Source organism: Wolbachia endosymbiont (group A) of Conops quadrifasciatus, from assembly GCF_964027015.1.
Taxonomy (GTDB): domain Bacteria; phylum Pseudomonadota; class Alphaproteobacteria; order Rickettsiales; family Anaplasmataceae; genus Wolbachia.
In genome coordinates this window covers 1,140,505-1,159,960 of record NZ_OZ034722.1, presented here as the reverse complement: position 1 = coordinate 1,159,960, position 19,456 = coordinate 1,140,505, and the positions used below count along the sequence as shown (strand labels likewise).

The following is a 19,456-nucleotide window of genomic DNA, read 5'->3' as shown; positions in this document are numbered from 1 at the left end:
ATTCACCTTATTTTTAAGTATTAGTTTCCAGTTGCAAGGCGTGTATAGACTGACCTTCCAGAGCTTTATATACCATTTTATGCTGTTCTATTTTTGTCTTTCCAAGAAAGCGCTTGGAGGTTATTTTTAAATGATAATGATCATCATCTCCAGCAAGGTCATGAACCTTTATATCATCGTCGGGGAACGATTGTTTGATGATCCTTTCTAATTCGTGAATTGCAATAGTCATTGATTTGCTTTAAATTACAATACTTTCATTATAAATCTAAAACGACTGGGTGCAATTGAATTATTGATTATATGGTTATTAATATTGTGAAGACAGTAGATTCAGCGTGTTAAGTGCACTAGCAAGGCGAGATTTCAATTGATTTTCATATTTACTCCAATCTTGTATTGCCTTTCTTGCAATACCTGAATCAACTGCGGCTTTTGCAACAGAAGGAGATACTATAGAAATTAATCTTGGGTCAAATGGAGTAGGTATTATATATTCACGTCCATAGCTCATTTTACGACCGCCATAGGCTACAGATATCTCGTCAGACACTGGCTCACGGGCAAGCTTTGCTATTGCATCTGCAGCTGCAATTTTCATCTCATCATTTATTGTTGTTGCATGTACATCAAGCGCTCCTCTGAATATATAAGGAAATCCCATTACGTTGTTGACTTGATTGTTGTAATCTGACCTGCCAGTTGCGATTATTGCATCTGGCCTCACAGATTTTGCAAACTCAGGCCTTACTTCTGGATCGGGGTTGGCGAGAGCGAAAATAATCGGGTCTTTGCCCATACTCTTTAACATCTCTTCATTTAACACATCTTTTGCAGATAATCCGATGAATACATCAGCGCCTTTTATTGTATCAAGTAGAGAACGTTCGGAAGTATCAATTGCATATTTTTCTTTCCACTCATTCATGTCCTCGTTTCTACCTTTGTATATTACTCCTTGTTTATCACACAGCACTATATTTTTAGCGCCCATGGACTTTAGTATTTCTAAACATGCAATACCGGCTGCTCCAGCTCCATTCATAATGATCTTAACGTCCTCTAATTTCTTTCCGACAATATCAAGAGCATTTTCTATACCAGCTGCAACAACTACTGCAGTTCCATGCTGGTCATCATGGAACACTGGAATATCCATCAGTTCATTCAGACGTTTCTCTATTATAAAACAATCGGGAGATCTTATATCCTCTAAATTTATCCCCCCCCAACTTGGCCCAAGGTACCTTACTGCATTGATAAAATCTTCTATATTTTCTGTACCAACTTCTATATCAACTGCATCAATATCAGCAAAACGCTTAAATAAAACAGCTTTGCCTTCCATGACAGGTTTTGCAGCAAGAGGACCGATATTACCAAGCCCAAGCACTGCAGTGCCATTTGAAATGACAGCTACAAAATTGCTTTTTGCCGTATAATCATAAACAAACTCAGGATTTTTAGCTATTTCAAGGCACGGAGCTGCAACGCCAGGAGAATAAGCAAGTGACAAATCATACTGGGTAGATAAAGGTTTTGTTGGCATGATTGAAATTTTACCAGGGTTACCACCTCTACTGTGATACTTAAGTGCCTCTTGTTTTGTGGTATTATCTAAATCATCGTTCATTCTTATATTTTAAGCTTGTAATTTTTAAGTATATGGAGTTTTTATAAATGTTCAATTGTAAACTATTAGCTTGTGAACTCTGTTGTACTTCTGTATAAGTTTACCTATTACGTAAGATGATATTACATGCTTAAGAAAAACGTGCCTAATTTGCTTACAATTTCTCGTGCACTTGCAATACCAGCAATAATATTAAGTTTTTATATAGAAAATAAATATGCAGGCCTGATAACAATATCAATCTTTGTGTTTGCGTGCATTACGGATTTTTTTGATGGTTACTTGGCGCGTGCGTGGAAAGTCCAATCAAAGTTTGGCAAGCTATTTGATCCAATTGCTGATAAATTAATAGTGGTTTCAACGATAATTATGCTAGTTTATAAGCAGAAGATAAATGATTTTACAATAGTACCATCGATTATCATCATCTGTAGGGAAATATTAGTTTCGGGTTTACGGGAGTTCTTTATAGCTATAAATGTTAGTCTACCTGTAAGCAAAGCTGGCAAAATTAAAACATTTTTGCAGATGGTTGCTGTAGTAGCGCTAATAATGAACGATTACGACACAACTCAATATATAGGTGCAATTTGTTTATGGGTTGCAGCTATTATAACTATGTGGTCAGGCTATAATTATATCCTAGCCGGCATCAAACAGGTTGACTGAATTTCTTGAGAAACAGTTAATATACAAAAGTGGTTAACATTTTTATAATGTTGACTGAATAGTTAAAATCCTGTATAATATATTAGTTCATAAATCAACGTGATCTATATGACTAGTAACCCTAAGACTACGTTTTCTCCTGGAGATTTTTGGCTGACAGTTGATAAGGAAGTCAAAAAAGAAAGGTCAGAACAAGAGTCATTAACACTAAAAGAAGAAGCGGAAAAAAAGAAGAAACTCGAACAGGAGTTATTAATGCTAAAAGTAGGAGAAGCAGAAAAAAAGAAGAAGCTAGAACAAGAGCTATTAACACTAAAAAAAAGAGAGCTATATAGACAATGTGTATCATTGGCAACAATGGTCCCATTTGCATTGCTGATGGCGATTGAACTGGAAAAAACATGTAGCGATCAGGTATTACTTGGCGTGATAAGTGGCGCGCTAAGCCACACTATATTACCTTCTATGGTCCTATCTCTTATTTGTACGCTATATTTAATTTACAATAATAGGAAAATAGCATAAAAAGAACGAGGGTTGGAGAATATTGAAAATGGAGAGGAAGTAAAGGAAAAAGAGCACAATATTTCTGATATAGGTCAGTGTTTGATCTATATTGAGGCTATACCAACTGCACTAATTATTGTAGTTATGATAATGGTTGAAACATCTTCACTTGAAGCAGCAGAGGATGCAATTTTATTTCTTGCCAATGCAATTGCTTTTCTTGTAACTCTTGTTTCTTATATTGATGAGCATGAAAAAAATAAGAAAAAGGAAACAGAAAAATCTAATCTTGATGAAAAATCTAGCAAGAAAACTAGCAATATGTCTGTAGCCGGATTGGCGCTTGCTGGTTCTTCTATATTTTTAATAAGAAGGATAATGTTAATGGCATTAGCATCGTCCTTAAATCCTCCTGTTGGGCCTACTTTAGGCTTGATAGGTATTGCACTTTTTATGGTTGTACAGATATTAACTACACATTCCTACAGCAAAACGCTGAAAGATCCAAAAGTGGAAGGACAAGGTAAATCGAGGAATGCAGGTAGTTCTGACCGTAGTTATAAAGAGGAAGGGCCGGCTATTGCCTAAGAAATTTATTTATTTAAGTAATATTTAGGTCTATACTTTATTTTGATCGAAAAAAATCTTATGTATAAGACTTTAATCACGTGCTTTATTTTCCTAATTTGCTCCTTTACACAATCGTATGCGGATGATCTTGAAAAAACTGAAGCTGAACTATATGAGGAAGCAGTTGAACTTTTTGACCAGAAAAAATATAAACAAGCTATTAGGGCATTTCACAAGATAGAAGATTTGTACCCTTTCTCTTATTGGGCAAGGAAAGCAAAATTATTATCTGGTGTGTCTCATTATAACATGGGTAACTATAGCAGTGCTGCAAGTGATATGGATGATTATATATATGTTTATTCAAATGGTGAAGATTTACCATATGTATACTACTTAAGAGTATTATCTTGTTACATGCAAATTAATAAAGTGCAACTTGGACAGCAAACTGCATATAAAACTTTAGAGCTGGCTACAGAGTACATTAACCTTTTCCCAGACAGCGAATATATAGATGAAATCAAGGAAAAAGCAAAATTAATCACAGAACATATATCAATAAAAGAGTATTCTATCGGTAAATTTTACCTGAGGCGTGGTGAATATTTAGCAGCAATTAAGCGTTTCCAGAATATAGCAAGCTATAAGGATTCTAAATATTTTTCTAAGTCTATTAACTATTTAATAGCAGCCCATTCAGCTATTGGCCTTGACTTAGAAGCTGAACAGTATGAAAGTATGCTATTAGCAGAAAACCTGCAAGATGCCAAGCCGGAGGCTTGAAAATTTGCTTTAGTTTTTTCTATGCTTTGATATATAATTAGGTTTTTAACTATTTGAATATGGCTGGTCATTCACAATTTTCAAATATAAAACATCGGAAAGGCACTCAGGATGCAAAGCGCTCTCAAAAATTTACGAAGCTGATTAGAGAAATAACAGTTGCTGCAAAGCAAGGGCTGCCCGATCCCGAACTCAACCCGCGCCTTCGCTCTGCTATATTTGCTGCACGCAAGGAAAATCTACCAAAAGATAAAATAGAAACAGCAATAAAAAATGCAACTGGTAACGTTGCTGGAGAAAATTATGAGGAAATCCAATATGAAGGTCATGGGCCTTCTGGCACTGCACTTATTGTCCATGCCTTGACTAATAACCGCAACCGTACTGCTTCTGAGGTACGTTATATATTTTCTCGCAAGGGTGGAAACTTGGGAGAAACAGGAAGTGTTAGTTACCTTTTCGATCATGTAGGCTTAATCGTCTATAAAGCAGAAGGTGTGAATTTTGATGATTTATTTAATTATGGGATCGAGTTAGAAGTATTGAATGTTGAGGAAAATGACAAAGAAGGATTACACGTTATAACTTGTGAAATAAAAGATTTTGGTAAAGTACGCGATGCCTTTTATGCAAAATTCGGAGAACCAGAACTTGCTCGTCTTTCGTGGCAACCAAAGGATCTAGTTGAAATTAGCGATAAAGAGTTGATCGATAAATTATCCACATTGGTTGAAGAATTAGAAGATAATGATGATGTACAGTATGTTGAAGGTAATTTTACTTTTGTTGATGCTGTTTAAATGATGAAGCTGATTATATTTATACTACTTTATATTTTACCAATATTTAATATACACGTCCTTAAGACTCCAGATAACAGTAAAGAGACTTTTTTAATATCCAGCACCATAAAATCTTCTTTTTTTGCCACGGGAATTGAGCAAGGGTTGGCGCCAAATACAGTGGTAAAATTGATCAACATATATAAAGATTTTGGTGTTGATTTTAAAAAAGACATTGTGCCGAAGAGTAAATTGGAGGTTCTTTTTGAGAGATCGCTCAGTAATCAGAAGACTGAAGAAAAGATTTTATATGCTTCACTGACAATAAACAAGAAAGCTATTAGTTTATATCATTATAAATCGCAAGATGGCAAAGAAAGGTATTTTAATAAAGAAGGAATAAGCTTAAAAAATGGCGAAATTTTTGCAAATCCTTTAAATGGAGATTATCGCATATCCTCAAAATTTGGCAATAGAAAGCATCCTGTTCGCGGTAAAATTGTTTTTCACAAAGGAGTGGATTATGCAGCTAAGCTTGGCACTCCCATATACTCTGCTGCGGAGGGTGTGGTAGAATATATAGGAAAGAATGGTGGCTATGGAAATTACATCAAAATAAAACACAAAAATGAATATTCAACCTGTTATGCGCATATAAGTAGATTTAGTGGCGATATAAAGTTAGGCTCTAAAGTAAAGCAGGGGCAGGTCATCGCCTATGTTGGTAGCACTGGTGTTGCAACAGGACCCCATTTACATTACGAAGTTATATATAACGGCAAACACATCGATCCGCTTACGATAGCGCATAAAACTGAAGTAAAATTGCCTGATCATGAATTAAGAGAGTTTAAACTATTTGTAAATAAGATAAATAAAACGATCAACAGAGAGGGTTCAAGTGAAAAAGAAGTTTAAAGACAATATGGATAAGAATACGATAAACGATAGAAATTTAAGTCAACTCCGGTTTTTTCCTGTACTAATAGCGCTAGGATTAATTTTATCGCTGCTTTTTTTGGCATATGACAGCACAATTGCGCTTGGAGTTGCTGCTGTTTCAATTTTGACTTTTCTTCAAGGATTTTTTATTAATGACCCTAATGAAGCAAGAGTGATAGAGTTTTTTGGTCATTATATTGGAACTTATTTTAAGTCTGGAATATGTGTAACGCTTCCCTTTTCAAGCAAATATATAGTTTCCCTAAAATTTCAAAATATCAACACAGAAAAAATAAAAGTGAATGATGCAAATGGAAGTCCAATAGAGATTTCTGCAGTAATTGTTTGGAGAGTAAACAGCCCTGCAAAGGCGTATTATAATGTTAACAACTATCACGAATTTGTTTTTGTACAAAGTGACTCAGTAATAAGAGAATTAGCAAGCAATTATCCGTATGATAGCGAAAGCGATGAGGAATCTTTACGTAAAAATTCTGATAAAATTTCAGATGAATTGCGGTCAATGTTACAACAAAGATTAGATATTGCAGGAATTGAGATTACAGAAGCAAGAATATCGCATTTGGCGTATTCTTCCGAGATTGCACAAGCAATGTTAAGGCGTCAACAATCACATGCTATCACTTCGGCAAGAAGGCATATAGTGCAAAATGCAATAGGAATTGTCGAGGAAGTAATAGCTCATTTTGAAAAAAACAAAAGCTTACAATTAGATGGCAAGCAAAAGGTTCAATTGATAAATAATTTGTTTGTTGCCCTAATCTCTGAGCAAGATGCACAACCAACGATTAGTTTGGATAATAATTAGCATAGAAGCCGATTGGGTTTCATGAATGCAAGTCACTGTTAATTTCTTGATTAATAGACTAAATGATGTTATAAATTACACGCATTAGGGGTGCTCTAGAAAAGCTGAGAGTATATAAGGTACAACCCTTTGAACCTGATATTGTTAAAGCAAGCGTAGGAAAATGTATGTATATAAATATTGAAGAATGCTTCGGCTTCATTGCGTTAATTGCATCTCTAATTGGATTATCACCTCAAGTATATAAAGCATATATCACTAAAGTTACTCGTGATGTATCGATGCTAATGTTAGTAAACTATCTTATTTGTTCATTGTCTTGGATTGGCTATGGTCTTTACCAGAGCTCAATTTTTGTGGTGCTTAGCAATATTGCTGGATTAGTGATTAGCATAATATCAATTATTCAAAAATGTTACTACGATGCAAAACCTGCACCATGATCATGTGCTACACTGCAGTACACAACAACAATATCGTTCTATTGTAGTGCTAAATGGAGAAATACCGAGCTCATCGTTTTTTAAACGAGATATACCTATTATTGCTGTAGATGGAGGAGCAAACAAGCTTCTATCAATTGGCGTAAAACCTGATCTTGTAGTAGGAGATTTGGATAGCGTAAATCTGGATTTACGTGCTAATTTGAATACGATATATCTACCTGATCAAGATTATTGCGACTTTTCTAAAGCAATGGCTCACTTAAAAACAGTAAAGTTATTGCCATCAATAGTAACGGGTATTACTGGAGGAGCAATTGATCACATACTACAGAATATTAACATTTTTCTAAGTACGGGCAGTATCTTTTACACACCTTCACCTCCCATGGTAGGTTACACTTTACAAAAAGGTATTACCCATTTTTTTTCTTTGCCAAAAAATACTAAAATATCTTTACTTGGTATACCGAGAGCTCAAATATCAACCAAAGGATTAAAATGGGAACTGCATCTTAGCAACCTTGCTTTTCCAGGAAAGAATTCTTGCTTTAATCGAAGTTTAGGCAATAAGTTATCTATAGAAGTACACAGTGGTATATGTTTGGCGATGGTTTATTTAGAAGCAGTAGATGATGCTGCAAGACATCATGTGCGTCAAGTTAAGAAGTAAATAGACTTCTTGCATAACCCAAACTAAGTAGAAAAAAGGTATCATCCGAGTAGCTGACACTGGTTCCTTTATGACGTGTCATTCCAGTGTCAAGCACTGGAATGACAAGTTCTCGGCAACCCCTACGTCATACCGCCGCGGTATCTCATCCGCTAACACGTAGAGGGATGACGATTCTTCAAATCGTCAAGGTGTCATCCCAGTGCCCTGACTACTTGGATCCAGAAAACTTAACTTTAAATAAGTGGCTGCATAATAAAGACTAGATTCCAGCGTCACGCGCTGGAATGACACCATTTTCGGTCTCTTAAATTGCTTTAGCTACAAACATTAAGAAATTTACCAAACGGAAAAAAAGGCAAAAGAAGCCCCGTGGTGCGAGTTTTGACCCTATAATAATTTAAACTGGCGCTGTAATAATGTGCTAACGCTTAAAATAAGCTCGATTTGGCTGAATGTAGAAAAAATTTAAAAGACATGCAGCCGCTATAATTTTATGTAATCCGCCAAAAAATACCCTGAGTTTTTTACTGAATTTTGTCATTGAGCCTGCAGGTCAAAAACAAGTTTTGAGTCATAAATACCCTTATTATCATAATAAGGGGGCTGGCGGAGTTTGTTAAGGAAGTTTTTTGTTTCTACTGAATGACAGTTGTGGCTTGGGAGGTAGTGCAAGAAGTCTATTGTATTAATGAATTATTAATAATTCATTAATAGTACCTGCTATGTAGCTAAAATTTTCATTTAACTTAAGCTATATGTAGCTAAAATAACTTGGGTTTACCGACGATTTGACAAACGACAAATTCGTCATCACGCTGCTTGTTAGCGGGATCTAGAGATACCGCGGCGGTATGACGTAGGAAAACCTGACTTGCATTAGCCATGTATAATAAAGGAAATCTATGACAAAAGAATCATTGGTAAAAACTGATATAGTGAAAGTTGAAGACAAAAAAGCGGTAAAAAGCTTTTTTAAAATACTAGGTGAAGTGGCAGATGCTGTAAGATCGTGGATTGGTAACATCGGTCCTGATTTAAGCAACAGTCGCGATATCGATAGTTTAGTCTTGAAGATGAACGAGTGCTTAAATCCAAAGGGAGGGAAGGTTTCAGCACGTAAGAATGCTGTATCTCTTGGTAATTTGTACTTAAGCTTATCAGAGAAAGGTAAAATAAAATTTCTGCAAACCCTGGCAGAAAAATTTAGTCTACATAAAGAAGAAATAGATGAGAAAATAAAAGAGTACAAGGAAAATCAAGATCCCAAGTTAAACTATAAATTTGAACAGGATTTAATAAAAATTCTTGAATCACCGCGTTCTAAAATATTGAAGCAATTTATTTCTCTACCAGAAGGCCTCAAGTTTATTGTTGATATGCGTTCTGATATGCTTAAGCTAAAGAACCAATATAGAAGCTTGAATCCACTAGAGAATGAATTAAAAAATATACTCTATACTTGGGTTGATGTTGATCTACTCGATCTTCGTCAAATCACCTGGGATTCACCTGCATCATTGCTAGAAAAACTTATAAAATATGAAGCTGTGCATAAAATTTCCTCTTGGGATGACTTAAAAAATAGACTAGATTCTGATCGTCTCTGTTTTGCTTTCTTTCATTACAAAATACCAAACGAACCTCTAATTTTTGTAGAGGTTGCATTGGTGAATAAGATTGCAGATAGCATTCAACACCTTTTAGATGAATCAGTACCTTCAAGTGATCCAAGTAGTGCAAACACTGCTATATTCTACTCAATATCAAATACTCAAGCAGGGTTATCTGGAATCAGCCTTGGTAATTTTTTGATCAAAAGGGTTGTAGAAAAGCTATCGCAAGAGTTTAAAAGTATAAAAACATACGCAACTCTTTCTCCAATACCTGGCTTTACGAAATGGCTAAAAAACAATCTAAACCAAGATGTCACTTTATTGGGCAAACTAAATATAAAACAATCTAGTGCAGAAATTTTAGAAAGTGCAGAGCAATTAAAAACTAACGTTGAATGTACAAATGAAACTAAACAATGCATGCTTAAACTGTGTACATATTATTTACTAAAAGTGAATAATAGTAATGGAAATGCTTATGATCCGGTGGCACATTTTCATTTAAGCAATGGCGCATCAATAAAACAATTAAACTGGATGGCGGATACTTCTGAAAAGGGTATTAGTCAGTCGGCTGGAATGATGGTGAATTATCTGTATGAGTTGCCTAAAATAGATAACAATCATGAAAACTATATGGTTAATAAAGTGATTTCCTGCTCGAAAAAAGTGTCGTCTATGTTGAAGGAGTAAATAGTCTCTTAATAAATAATTGCCCTCACAACACTTAAAATGTAAAATAGTTTTACTAATTAAGTATAGTAGGCCATAAATGAACAACATAAGAAATTTTGCAATAATAGCACATATAGACCACGGTAAGTCAACGCTTGCTGACCGTTTAATAGAGAAATGTAACGGCCTTGAAGCAAGAGAAATGATCAATCAAATACTCGATTCAATGGATATAGAGCGTGAACGTGGCATTACAATTAAAGCACAGACGGTAAAACTCAATTATAAGGCAAACGACGGTAATCAATATTGCCTAAATCTCATGGACACCCCAGGTCACGTTGACTTTTCTTACGAGGTAAGTCGAAGTCTAGCAGCATGTGAAGGTTCACTTTTAGTGGTAGATAGCAGTCAAGGTGTTGAAGCTCAGACTCTTGCAAATGTATACAAGGCAATTGACAACAATCATGAAATAATAGTTGTACTCAATAAAGTTGATCTCCCTGCTGCAGATCCAGAAAAGGTAAAACTCCAGGTTGAGGAAGTAATTGGCATTGACGCAAGTGAGTCAGTTTTAATATCAGCCAAGACTGGTCTTGGAATAAGGGATGTATTAGAAGCTATAGTGACAAAACTTCCAGCTCCTCAAGGTGATGTGAATGCTCCACTACAGGCAATTTTAGTTGATAGTTGGTATGACACTTATTTGGGAGTAGTAATTTTAGTACGAATTAAAAATGGAGTGCTAAAAAAGGGCATGAAGATTGTTATGATGTCTAATAACTCTACATACCAAGTGGACAATATCGGTATTTTTACTCCTAAAAAAGTAATGACAGGTGAACTCTCAGCAGGTGAAGTTGGTTTTATCACTGCTTCAATGAAGGAAGTTGCAGACTGTAGAGTGGGAGACACTATTACTGAAGAGAAAAGACCGTGCAGCGAGGCATTGCCTGGTTTTAAAGAAGTGCACCCTGTGGTATTTTGTAGTATTTTTCCTAATAAAACGGACGACTTTAAATATTTAAGAGAAGCACTGGAAAAATTGCATTTGAATGATGCAAGTTTTACTTTTGAAGCAGAAACTTCAAATGCGCTAGGCTATGGATTTCGTTGTGGTTTTTTGGGAATGTTGCATCTTGAAGTTATTCAAGAAAGGCTCGAGAGAGAATTTGATTTAGATCTAACAGCAACTGCACCGAGTGTTATATATAAGGTTACAACGCAAGGTGGTGAAGTTCTTAGCATTCATAATCCTAGTGACATGCCAGATCCAACAAAGATTGAAATGGTAGAAGAGCCGTGGATTACTGCAACCATAATGGTTCCTGACCAATATTTAGGTGAGATTCTATCATTATGTGAAGAGAGGAGGGGAGAACAGGAAGATTTATCTTACATTGGTAACACAACAACAGCATTGTTAAGATATAAGTTACCACTGTCTGAAGTTGTTTTTGACTTTTATGATCGATTAAAATCAATTTCCAAGGGGTATGCAAGTTTGGATTGGGAAATTTCCAGCTATCTGGTAAGCCAAATAGATAAATTAAGCTTTTTAATTAATGGAGAGCCCGTAGATGCACTGGCTTGTATCGCTCACAAAAGCAGAGCAGAAAAAAGGGGGCGTGAAATATGCGCACGCTTGAAGGATCTAATACCACGTCAGCAATATAAAATCGCGATTCAAGCGGCAGTGGGAGGGAAAATTATTGCCAGAGAAACGATTAATCCATATAGAAAAGATGTAACAGCTAAACTCTATGGTGGAGATGTAACGCGAAGAATGAAACTACTTGAAAAGCAAAAGAAGGGTAAAAAAAGGTTGCATTCTATAGGGAACGTAAATATTCCACAGAATGCTTTTATTCAAGCTTTGAAGATAAGTAATTGATCTTAAAAGACTTCTTGTATAGTTTTTGGCAACAACCGTTAGAAACGAAAAAACTTACTTGACACCCTCCGCCAGCCCCCTTATTATGATAATAAGGGTATTTATGACTCAAAACTTGTTTTTGACCTGCAGGCTCAATGACAAAATTCAGTAAAAAACTTAGGGTATTTTTTGGCGGATTACATAAAATTATAGCGGCTGCATGTCTTTTAAATTTTTTTTACATTCAGCCAAACCGCGCTTAAACTAAGCGTCAGCACATTATTACAGCGCCAATTTAAAGTATTAGAGAGTCAAAACTTGCACCACGGGAGTTCTTTGCCTTTTTTTTCTCCCTGGTAAATTTCTTAATGTTTGTAGCTAAAGCAATTTAAGAGACCGAAAATGGTGTCATTCCAGCGCGTGACGCTGGAATCTAGTCTTTATTATGCAGCCACTTATTTAAAGTTAAGTTTTCTGGATCCAAGTAGTCAGGGCACTGGGATGACACCTTGACGATTTGAAGAATCGTCATCCCGCTACGTGTTAGCGGATGAGATACCGCGGCGGTATGACGGTTCGCGGCGGGATGACGATAAGCTCGTCATCCCGCTGCTTGTTAGCGGGATCTATAGACCTGCTGCAAAAGGTGATTGAAAAAATAATGTGAGAGAAGTAGAAGAAGAATAAGCAGATTGAGTAAGGTAAAAAAATGAGCAGCCATTACTTGCCAAAAAAGTTACTATAACAAAAGATAGAAGTATAACACCAGAAAAAATACTGAAGATTCTGGCTGATGTTACAGAACAGCAAATACAGAGACCAGAAGATAGTAAAAAACGGAAGAAATCATATTCAGGAAAAAAAAGAACCAACACTATGAAAACTGAGATTGTTATCGAAGAAGGTGGAAGAATTTTATCAGTGTCAAAGTCATATCGTGGTAGAATTAATGATTTTCGCATAAGGAAACAAGAAAAATATTTACCAATCGATAGCATAAAATATGCCGATTCTGGATATCAAGGTTGGCAAAAATTGCAAAGCAATGTTATAATTCCATATAAAAAGTATCGTAAAAAGCCATTAACTCCAGAGCAGAAAGAGCATAATAGAAGATTAGCATCATTTAGAATGAGAGTAGAAAATAAGATCCGTGAGATAAAGATATTTAAGATTATGTCTCATGTTTACCGCAATTTTCAGAAAAAATACAACCTGAGGTTCAATATTATTGCTGGTATTGTGAATCTTAAGCACGCCTTTTAGTTAACCTTGATTTTAGTCACCCTCCTTTCCTTCTTTTTATTGCTTGATTCTCAGCAGGTCTTATGCTAAGAGATACCGCGAATGAATCGCGGTATGACGTAGAGTCAGCGTTAGCCATAACACAACACTTTTATACTCACCAACTCAGTATCCAATCTGGATTCCAGCGTCAAGCACTGGAATGACACCGAAGGGGCTACTCGGATGACACCGTCTTGGATGGAAACCAGTGCCAGCTATTTGCATAACACCCTCCTTTTTCCTGGATCCAAGTAGTCAAGCTACTCGGATGACATCTTTTTTCTTGGTACAATTACTCTTATATCTCAATGTTCGTACAGTTATGTGTCAGCTACTTTCATGACATCGTTGTAACGTTGTACCATATTACAATGTTCGTGCAGTTGTGTGTCAACTACTTTTGTGGCACTGTTTGTTATTCAATCTTTATGCTAGTTTTACTAAAAAATTATAGTATTTTAGGTATAATTGCAATATCTAAATTTAAGGTATAGGGATGAACCCTAGGAAAGTTTTTAATATTCTTTTTATAGTATTATTTATTTCTTTTTCTCATGTTGGGAGTACTGCCGCTGACACTAATGCTGATACAACTGCTCAAGTAATATTTAATATTATTGGCTACGTTTGGGGAATAGGCGGACCGCTTATGACCGTAGTGATAATAGGTGCAGCTTTGCTTGCGATATTTGGTAGAATGCCATGGACAGCTCTTTTTGCACTCGGTATATTTTGTGCTGTATTTTTCGGTGCTAAAACTATTGTGACAAAAGTAATGGGTGGTCTAGGCAGAACTGGAAATACTTCCTTGATGGACCAATGTGGGACAGGAGACACAAAAAAGAACCAATAGGGTTATTTTTTTCTAAAGCAGACCTGATGCACGGCTTCAACTATATCTTCCACTTGCGGTAATGCTTTTTTTTCTAGGTTTGCAGCGTAAGGTAAGGGGATGTCCTTGCCAGTTACGCGCATAACTGGAGCATCAAGGTAGTCAAATCCTTGTTCCATAACAACGGCTGACAGCTCTGCTCCTATTCCTGCAAATGGCCATCCTTCTTCTACACTAACTAACCTATTAGTCTTCTGAATAGAGTTAATAACAGTTTGAGTGTCAAGTGGTCTTAAGGTTCTGAGGTCAATAACTTCAGCTTCTATACCTTTACCTGAAAGTAAATCTGCTGCGTTTAAAGCATCCATTAATTTCAGTGAGAAAGCAGTGATAGTTACATCCTTTCCTTCCCGTATAACAGCAGCCTTGCCTATCTCAAGTAGATAATCTTTATTTGACAGCTCAGAGTCAGAAACTTCATGTTCATGTCCGTAAGCTATTTCGTTTTCTAGAAATATTACCGGACTCAGGTCACGAATTGCAGCTTTAAGCAGACCTCTGCAATCGGAGGCAAAGTAAGGTGCTATCACTTTTAATCCCGGTATATGCGAATACCAAGATGCAAAGCATTGAGAGTGTTGTGCAGCAACTCTTGCTGCAGCACCATTTGGCCCACGAAATACTATGGGGCATCCAAGTTGTCCACCTGACATATAATTTGTTTTTGCTGCAGAATTCACGATTTGGTCGATAGCCTGCATAGAAAAATTAAAAGTCATAAATTCGACAATTGGCTTTAATCCAGCGAATGCTGCTCCAACAGCAAGGCCAGCAAATCCATGTTCGGTAATAGGCGTATCAACCACTCTATTTTCTCCAAACTCTTTCAGTAATCCTTTTGTTACTTTATAGGCACCATCATACTCTGCAACTTCTTCACCGATGATCAACACGTCAGGGTCGTTTTGCATTTCTTCTCTGATCGCTGTGCATAAAGCTTCTCTTACACTTAAGGTTGCCATTTATAAACTTTTATAGACTTTAACTAAGGTAACTATATCAGAATTACTAGGGGTGAGTAAAGCGTACAAATTAAGTTTTATAAACTGACCTTACCCAGATGATATGAATAAGTATTACTTGGTTGAAAGCAAGAGAAGATAATAACTTCTCAGAGTGGATAGGTGGCAGGTTGGTACTTCTTTGAGGCACTTTCTGCTCTTACATGGAGTGTAGGAAGAAGACCTCGTGACCCAGATTAACCACCCCTGCCACCGGTGAGGCTCAGTCACCTTTTTGATAGCCTGAAGATGGCTTTATGTTTCCTGTTTCTTTTTTCCTTTTCCTCCATAAATATATTGTTTTTATATTCAGTTTAAATATTTCACTAATTCTTTTTATCGTCATTGTTTTTTCATCAACTGCTTTGAGAACTCGTTCTCTGAGGTCTTCACTATATGGGCTTGGCATTTTTCATCTCTTTAATATGCCATTATAACCTATTCTATCCTTCAGGTAAACCTTTCTTGGGTTAGGTGTGCCGTAGAGACACAAAGATAAGACCTGCTGCGAATCAAGCAATAAAAAGAAGGAAAGGAGGGTGACTAAAATCAAGATTAACTAAAAGGCGTGCTTAAGATTCACAATACCAGCAATAATATTGAACCTCAGGTTGTATTTTTTCTGAAAATTGCGGTAAACATGAAACATAATCTTAAATATCTTTATCTCACGGATCTTATTTTCTACTCTCATTCTAAATGATGCTAATCTTCTATTATGCTCTTTCTGCTCTGGAGTTAATGGCTTTTTACGATACTTTTTATATGGAATTATAACATTGCTTTGCAATTTTTGCCAACCTTGATATCCAGAATCGGCATATTTTATGCTATCGATTGGTAAATATTTTTCTTGTTTCCTTATGCGAAAATCATTAATTCTACCACGATATGACTTTGACACTGATAAAATTCTTCCACCTTCTTCGATAACAATCTCAGTTTTCATAGTGTTGGTTCTTTTTTTTTCCTGAATATGATTTCTTCCGTTTTTTACTATCTTCTGGTCTCTGTATTTGCTGTTCTGTAACATCAGCCAGAATCTTCAGTATTTTTTCTGGTGTCATACTTCTATCTTTTGTTATAGTAACTTTTTTAGCAAGTAATGGCTCTATTTTCTTCAGTAACCTACATACATTTGCGTTGTGCACATTGAACAGGCACCCTAAAAATCTATGTGTTATGTAAGTGCGATAGTACAAAATTACGCAAAATAACTTATCTTCTAGAGTTGGTAGTTGTGATCTTCTACCATGGCACTTTTTCTGTTTTTCAACTCTTTCCCACCCAGACCTCACTTTTTCCACTACCTTTTCGAACTCCTCTATAGTTAAACCTGTTATACTACGAAAGTTTCTTGGGTGTTTCTTCATGTTATAGTAACTAAAGCTCATTTTTTTACCTTACTCAATCTGCTTATTCTTCTTCTACTTCTCTCACATTATTTTTTCAATCACCTTTTGCAGCAGGTCTAAGGAAGAAATTTTTTTCACCCATAGCAGAACAAGCAGTGATAATAACATATCTATACAAACTACGTATCAATCTGAAACAATGCTAAACAGTATATCAGTAGAAAGTAGTAGTCGAGCAAGAAGTAGCTCGTCGTCTTCAAGCGGTGGACCAGGCTCTTGACTAACTGAAGCGGAGTCTAAAAGTGAAAAAAGCTTATCTTGGGATAGCGATGATGTGCCGGAATATCAACTTTAGCTATTTGTCTGAATGTTTTTAATATGTAGACTGTTAGGAAATTATCTTTTGCTTTTGTGATTTTCATGTTAAAGTATAATTCCTGGGTGAAATAAGTAGCTGCTGTTGTGTGATAAACATAGCAGAGGAAAGTCCGGGCTCCAAGGAAAAATAGTGACGGGTAACGCCCGCCGGAGGCAACTCCAGTTATAGGGCTACAGAAAATTACCGCCTAAAATATTTTAGGTAAGGGTGAAAAGGTGTGGTAAGAGCACACCATGGCAATGGCAATATTGGTAGTCAAGTAACCAACACTAGGAGCAAGATTAAATAGAAGTAGATTTTATGTTTTTCTCATATCTACTCGGGTAAATCGCATGAGGTAAATGGTAACATTTACTCCAGATAAATAGCTACATAAACAGAACCCGGCTTATATTTCACCTAGGCGTCACATGATACGTGCGATATAAGCCATGCTATATTTAAGTGTAGGCATTTCATGCGTTGTCCTTCACTTGTTCTGCTTGATAGCCATCACTACTTTCGCCTACATTAACATTAGAATATTCTTCATCATCAATATACTCTTTCAGAACATACCCTCTGCCCCAAACGGTTTCTATGTGGCTTTTTCCATCATTTGCACTTTCAAGTTTCTTACGTAATTTGCACATGAAAACATCAACTATCTTGTTATCTGAAGGTTCATCCAAGCCATTGTAAAGATGATTTAAGAACATTTCTTTTGTTAGTACTGTTCCTTTACGCAGTGCTAGCAATTCTATCATAGAATACTCTTTATTAGTAAGGTGAACCGTTTTACCTTTCACCTCAACAATCCTGTGATCAAAATTGATATTTATATTACCAATCTTTATCACCGATTCAGGATGGCCTTTAGTACGACGTACTATGGCCTTAATTCGAGCTAATAACTCGCTTTTATGAAATGGCTTGGTTAAGTAATCATCGGCACCATACCCAAGCCCTTTAGCTTTGTGATTGACAGCGGATATACATGAAAGTATTAAGACAGGAACTTTGATTTTTGCACTTCTTAGTCTTAACAATATATCATATCCGTCAATATCACCAGGCAAGTGTATATCTAAAATAACTAGGTCATAGTAATCTCCGTTTGAGGAAACCATATTATTGTTATAATCTTGTGCAGAAGTAACAACGTCACAGAAGTGTCCATCAGAAGTTAAGGCATTAACCACAGTCTTTGCACTTACTTGATCATCTTCGATTAATAATATACGCATATTTTACACCCCATAAATAATTTATAATTTTAGTAATATATATAACTAAGGAAAGTAATAAATCAAATTTTTATTAACAAATGATCAAAATTACACTTATTAATTAATAGTAAATATATTGTTCCAAAGTTATATAAATAGATCTAAAATATAATAGATATACCATGGTAGTAATAATATTTTTAGTAAATATTGAATTAAAGTTACTATTATTAAAAGAATACTTCGGTTAATAAATATTTAACTATTCTATATGTCTGTGTTATATTTTTAATTTACTTATCCTACTGTTTTAAAGTATAAGTAATACTTTCAGGAATATTGTGTGGCAATATCAATTTTAGGTGCTGGTGCATGGGGTACAGCAATCGCAATTTCATTAGGTAGTAAGAAAGATGTGATTTTGTGGACTCGCAATGAAACTACATTTGAATCAATCAACGGAAAAAGAGAAAGTGACAAGCTACCCGGTTGTCGAATTTCTGATAATGTGTCAGTAAAATTGGCTATTGAAGACACAATTAATGCTTCAGTAACAATCCTCGCTGTTCCCACTCAATCTCTGAGGGAGGTATGTCAGCAATTGCATAATTGTAATCTGAAAAAAGATGTAGCAATAATTTTAGCTTGTAAGGGAATAGAAAAGTCTACATTAAAATTACCTAGTGAAATAGTAAATGAAGTTTTACCTAACAATCCTATTGCTATTTTTTCAGGCCCTAGTTTTGCTGTAGAAGTTGCAAGAAAATTACCCTATTCAATGGTTCTTGCATGCCGAAATAACATATTGGGTTCAAAGCTAGTATCAGAACTACAGCAAGAAAATGTTAAATTACGCCTTAGTAGCGATGTTATAGGGATACAGGTTTGTGCAGCGTTAAAGAATGTTTTTGCTATAGCGTGTGGGATTGTTCTGGGTAGTAAACTTGGGTTTAATGCTCATGCAGAATTGATTACGAAAAGTGTAAGCGAAATTAAGGCTTTATACTCAGCAAAAGTTGGTAACGGTAATGTGGATATAAATACACTACTTGGACCGGCATGTCTGGGTGACCTAATTATGACATGCACATCCTTGAATTCAAGAAACCTATCTTTTGGGTTTAAAATAGGTAATAGTGACAATGGCTTTAATGTTCAGCAGATTTTGTCAGAAGGCAAGTTAGTGATTGAAGGTTTTAGCACTGCTGAGCCCATATTTAATTTAGCAAGAAAGCTAAAGATAAAAATGCCTATATGTGAAGCGGTCTATAGATTATTGTATGAAAGCGCCTCTATAGAGGATACTATTTCTGTTCTTGTAAATTAGTTTTGT

At 35.7% G+C, this 19,456-nt stretch carries 18 protein-coding genes, 1 other RNA gene, 2 pseudogenes and 1 riboswitch; of the genes and pseudogenes, 15 read left to right on the top strand and 6 right to left on the bottom strand.

Annotation, left to right across the window (positions count from 1 at the left end; all coding sequences use genetic code 11):
- Window positions 1–13 precede the first annotated feature (13 nt).
- Both AAGD69_RS06050 and AAGD69_RS06045 read right to left on the bottom strand, forming a co-directional pair.
- The gene (locus tag AAGD69_RS06050) at window positions 14–232 is read right to left on the bottom strand and encodes a BolA/IbaG family iron-sulfur metabolism protein (protein ID WP_341812010.1); all 219 of its coding nucleotides are present in this window, start codon (window positions 230–232) and stop codon (window positions 14–16) included.
- A gap of 78 nt (window positions 233–310) precedes the next feature.
- Window positions 311–1,633, bottom strand: a complete 1,323-nt coding sequence (locus AAGD69_RS06045; protein WP_341812009.1) for a malic enzyme-like NAD(P)-binding protein — start codon at window positions 1,631–1,633, stop codon at window positions 311–313.
- 126 nt (window positions 1,634–1,759) lie between these two features.
- Between AAGD69_RS06045 and pgsA the strand changes: the two genes are divergently transcribed.
- The 13 genes and pseudogenes from pgsA to AAGD69_RS05980 all read left to right on the top strand — a co-directional run bounded on the left by pgsA (window position 1,760) and on the right by AAGD69_RS05980 (window position 14,141).
- A complete protein-coding gene (gene pgsA / locus AAGD69_RS06040) occupies window positions 1,760–2,302 on the top strand; it encodes a CDP-diacylglycerol--glycerol-3-phosphate 3-phosphatidyltransferase (protein ID WP_341812008.1) in 543 nt (180 codons plus the stop codon).
- A gap of 108 nt (window positions 2,303–2,410) precedes the next feature.
- Window positions 2,411–2,827, top strand: a complete 417-nt coding sequence (locus AAGD69_RS06035; protein ID WP_341812007.1) for a hypothetical protein — start codon at window positions 2,411–2,413, stop codon at window positions 2,825–2,827.
- A gap of 12 nt (window positions 2,828–2,839) precedes the next feature.
- Window positions 2,840–3,397 carry a hypothetical protein gene (locus tag AAGD69_RS06030; protein WP_341812006.1) on the top strand — a complete coding sequence of 186 codons (558 nt, stop codon included), beginning with the start codon at window positions 2,840–2,842 and terminating at the stop codon, window positions 3,395–3,397.
- 60 nt (window positions 3,398–3,457) lie between these two features.
- On the top strand, window positions 3,458–4,165 hold the full coding sequence (locus tag AAGD69_RS06025) for an outer membrane protein assembly factor BamD (RefSeq protein ID WP_341812657.1): 708 nt from the start codon (window positions 3,458–3,460) through the stop codon (window positions 4,163–4,165).
- 59 nt (window positions 4,166–4,224) lie between these two features.
- Window positions 4,225–4,965: a YebC/PmpR family DNA-binding transcriptional regulator gene (locus tag AAGD69_RS06020; protein ID WP_264732597.1), complete on the top strand. Its 741-nt coding sequence runs from the start codon at window positions 4,225–4,227 to the stop codon at window positions 4,963–4,965.
- Window positions 4,966–4,968: 3 nt separating this feature from the next.
- Window positions 4,969–5,865 (top strand): peptidoglycan DD-metalloendopeptidase family protein, encoded by an 897-nt coding sequence (locus AAGD69_RS06015; RefSeq protein ID WP_341812656.1) that lies wholly within the window; start codon window positions 4,969–4,971, stop codon window positions 5,863–5,865.
- Between the two features lie 7 nt (window positions 5,866–5,872).
- A complete protein-coding gene (locus tag AAGD69_RS06010; RefSeq protein WP_341812655.1) occupies window positions 5,873–6,718 on the top strand; it encodes an SPFH domain-containing protein in 846 nt (281 codons plus the stop codon).
- Between the two features lie 76 nt (window positions 6,719–6,794).
- A riboswitch (TPP riboswitch) is annotated at window positions 6,795–6,897 on the top strand.
- Entirely contained in the window at window positions 6,886–7,161 is a 276-nt protein-coding gene (locus AAGD69_RS06005) for a SemiSWEET family sugar transporter (RefSeq protein WP_006280002.1), read from the top strand. Its footprint overlaps the riboswitch before it by 12 nt.
- A complete protein-coding gene (locus AAGD69_RS06000; protein ID WP_341812005.1) occupies window positions 7,142–7,834 on the top strand; it encodes a thiamine diphosphokinase in 693 nt (230 codons plus the stop codon). The genes AAGD69_RS06005 and AAGD69_RS06000 overlap by 20 nt, the downstream gene beginning before the upstream one ends.
- Window positions 7,835–8,739: 905 nt before the next feature.
- Window positions 8,740–10,143, top strand: a complete 1,404-nt coding sequence (locus AAGD69_RS05995) for a malonyl-CoA decarboxylase (RefSeq protein WP_341812004.1) — start codon at window positions 8,740–8,742, stop codon at window positions 10,141–10,143.
- A 79-nt stretch (window positions 10,144–10,222) separates the two neighbouring features.
- Window positions 10,223–12,019: a translation elongation factor 4 gene (gene lepA / locus AAGD69_RS05990; protein WP_341812003.1), complete on the top strand. Its 1,797-nt coding sequence runs from the start codon at window positions 10,223–10,225 to the stop codon at window positions 12,017–12,019.
- Window positions 12,020–12,715: 696 nt separating this feature from the next.
- A pseudogene (locus tag AAGD69_RS05985) lies at window positions 12,716–13,267 on the top strand (transposase family protein); the annotation flags it as partial.
- Between the two features lie 517 nt (window positions 13,268–13,784).
- The gene (locus AAGD69_RS05980) at window positions 13,785–14,141 is read left to right on the top strand and encodes a TrbC/VirB2 family protein (RefSeq protein WP_341812002.1); all 357 of its coding nucleotides are present in this window, start codon (window positions 13,785–13,787) and stop codon (window positions 14,139–14,141) included.
- Between the two features lie 2 nt (window positions 14,142–14,143).
- On the opposite strand, the gene AAGD69_RS05975 is transcribed toward AAGD69_RS05980, so the two are convergent.
- The 3 genes and pseudogenes from AAGD69_RS05975 to AAGD69_RS05965 form a co-directional block, all read right to left on the bottom strand.
- Window positions 14,144–15,142, bottom strand: coding sequence for a pyruvate dehydrogenase complex E1 component subunit beta (locus AAGD69_RS05975; RefSeq protein WP_341812001.1), 999 nt, complete (start codon window positions 15,140–15,142; stop codon window positions 14,144–14,146).
- Between the two features lie 262 nt (window positions 15,143–15,404).
- Window positions 15,405–15,590 (bottom strand): IS630 transposase-related protein, encoded by a 186-nt coding sequence (locus AAGD69_RS05970; RefSeq protein WP_341812000.1) that lies wholly within the window; start codon window positions 15,588–15,590, stop codon window positions 15,405–15,407.
- A gap of 150 nt (window positions 15,591–15,740) precedes the next feature.
- A pseudogene (locus tag AAGD69_RS05965) lies at window positions 15,741–16,575 on the bottom strand (transposase).
- Window positions 16,576–16,974: 399 nt separating this feature from the next.
- Between AAGD69_RS05965 and rnpB the strand changes: the two are divergent.
- Window positions 16,975–17,321, top strand: an RNA gene (rnpB, locus tag AAGD69_RS05960) — RNase P RNA component class A.
- A 49-nt stretch (window positions 17,322–17,370) separates the two neighbouring features.
- Here the strand turns inward: rnpB and AAGD69_RS05955 are convergent.
- Window positions 17,371–18,141: a response regulator transcription factor gene (locus tag AAGD69_RS05955; protein ID WP_096616586.1), complete on the bottom strand. Its 771-nt coding sequence runs from the start codon at window positions 18,139–18,141 to the stop codon at window positions 17,371–17,373.
- Window positions 18,142–18,466: 325 nt separating this feature from the next.
- Here AAGD69_RS05955 and AAGD69_RS05950 point away from each other — a divergent pair, with 325 nt between their 5' ends.
- Entirely contained in the window at window positions 18,467–19,450 is a 984-nt protein-coding gene (locus tag AAGD69_RS05950) for an NAD(P)H-dependent glycerol-3-phosphate dehydrogenase (RefSeq protein WP_341811999.1), read from the top strand.
- Window positions 19,451–19,456 lie beyond the last annotated feature (6 nt).

Bases quoted from the DNA above. Each gene is read 5' to 3' on its own strand.
- AAGD69_RS05975 (WP_341812001.1), bottom strand. From the start codon at position 15,142: ATGGCAACCTTAAGTGTAAGAGAAGCTTTATGCACAGCGATCAGAGAA.
- AAGD69_RS06000 (WP_341812005.1), top strand. From the start codon at position 7,142: ATGCAAAACCTGCACCATGATCATGTGCTACACTGCAGTACACAACAA.
- AAGD69_RS06045 (WP_341812009.1), bottom strand. From the start codon at position 1,633: ATGAACGATGATTTAGATAATACCACAAAACAAGAGGCACTTAAGTAT.
- AAGD69_RS06020 (WP_264732597.1), top strand. From the start codon at position 4,225: ATGGCTGGTCATTCACAATTTTCAAATATAAAACATCGGAAAGGCACT.
- pgsA (WP_341812008.1), top strand. From the start codon at position 1,760: ATGCTTAAGAAAAACGTGCCTAATTTGCTTACAATTTCTCGTGCACTT.
- AAGD69_RS05970 (WP_341812000.1), bottom strand. From the start codon at position 15,590: ATGCCAAGCCCATATAGTGAAGACCTCAGAGAACGAGTTCTCAAAGCA.
- AAGD69_RS05955 (WP_096616586.1), bottom strand. From the start codon at position 18,141: ATGCGTATATTATTAATCGAAGATGATCAAGTAAGTGCAAAGACTGTG.
- AAGD69_RS06050 (WP_341812010.1), bottom strand. From the start codon at position 232: ATGACTATTGCAATTCACGAATTAGAAAGGATCATCAAACAATCGTTC.
- AAGD69_RS05995 (WP_341812004.1), top strand. From the start codon at position 8,740: ATGACAAAAGAATCATTGGTAAAAACTGATATAGTGAAAGTTGAAGAC.
- AAGD69_RS06005 (WP_006280002.1), top strand. From the start codon at position 6,886: ATGTATATAAATATTGAAGAATGCTTCGGCTTCATTGCGTTAATTGCA.
- AAGD69_RS06015 (WP_341812656.1), top strand. From the start codon at position 4,969: ATGAAGCTGATTATATTTATACTACTTTATATTTTACCAATATTTAAT.
- AAGD69_RS06025 (WP_341812657.1), top strand. From the start codon at position 3,458: ATGTATAAGACTTTAATCACGTGCTTTATTTTCCTAATTTGCTCCTTT.
- AAGD69_RS05980 (WP_341812002.1), top strand. From the start codon at position 13,785: ATGAACCCTAGGAAAGTTTTTAATATTCTTTTTATAGTATTATTTATT.
- AAGD69_RS06035 (WP_341812007.1), top strand. From the start codon at position 2,411: ATGACTAGTAACCCTAAGACTACGTTTTCTCCTGGAGATTTTTGGCTG.
- lepA (WP_341812003.1), top strand. From the start codon at position 10,223: ATGAACAACATAAGAAATTTTGCAATAATAGCACATATAGACCACGGT.
- AAGD69_RS06010 (WP_341812655.1), top strand. From the start codon at position 5,873: ATGGATAAGAATACGATAAACGATAGAAATTTAAGTCAACTCCGGTTT.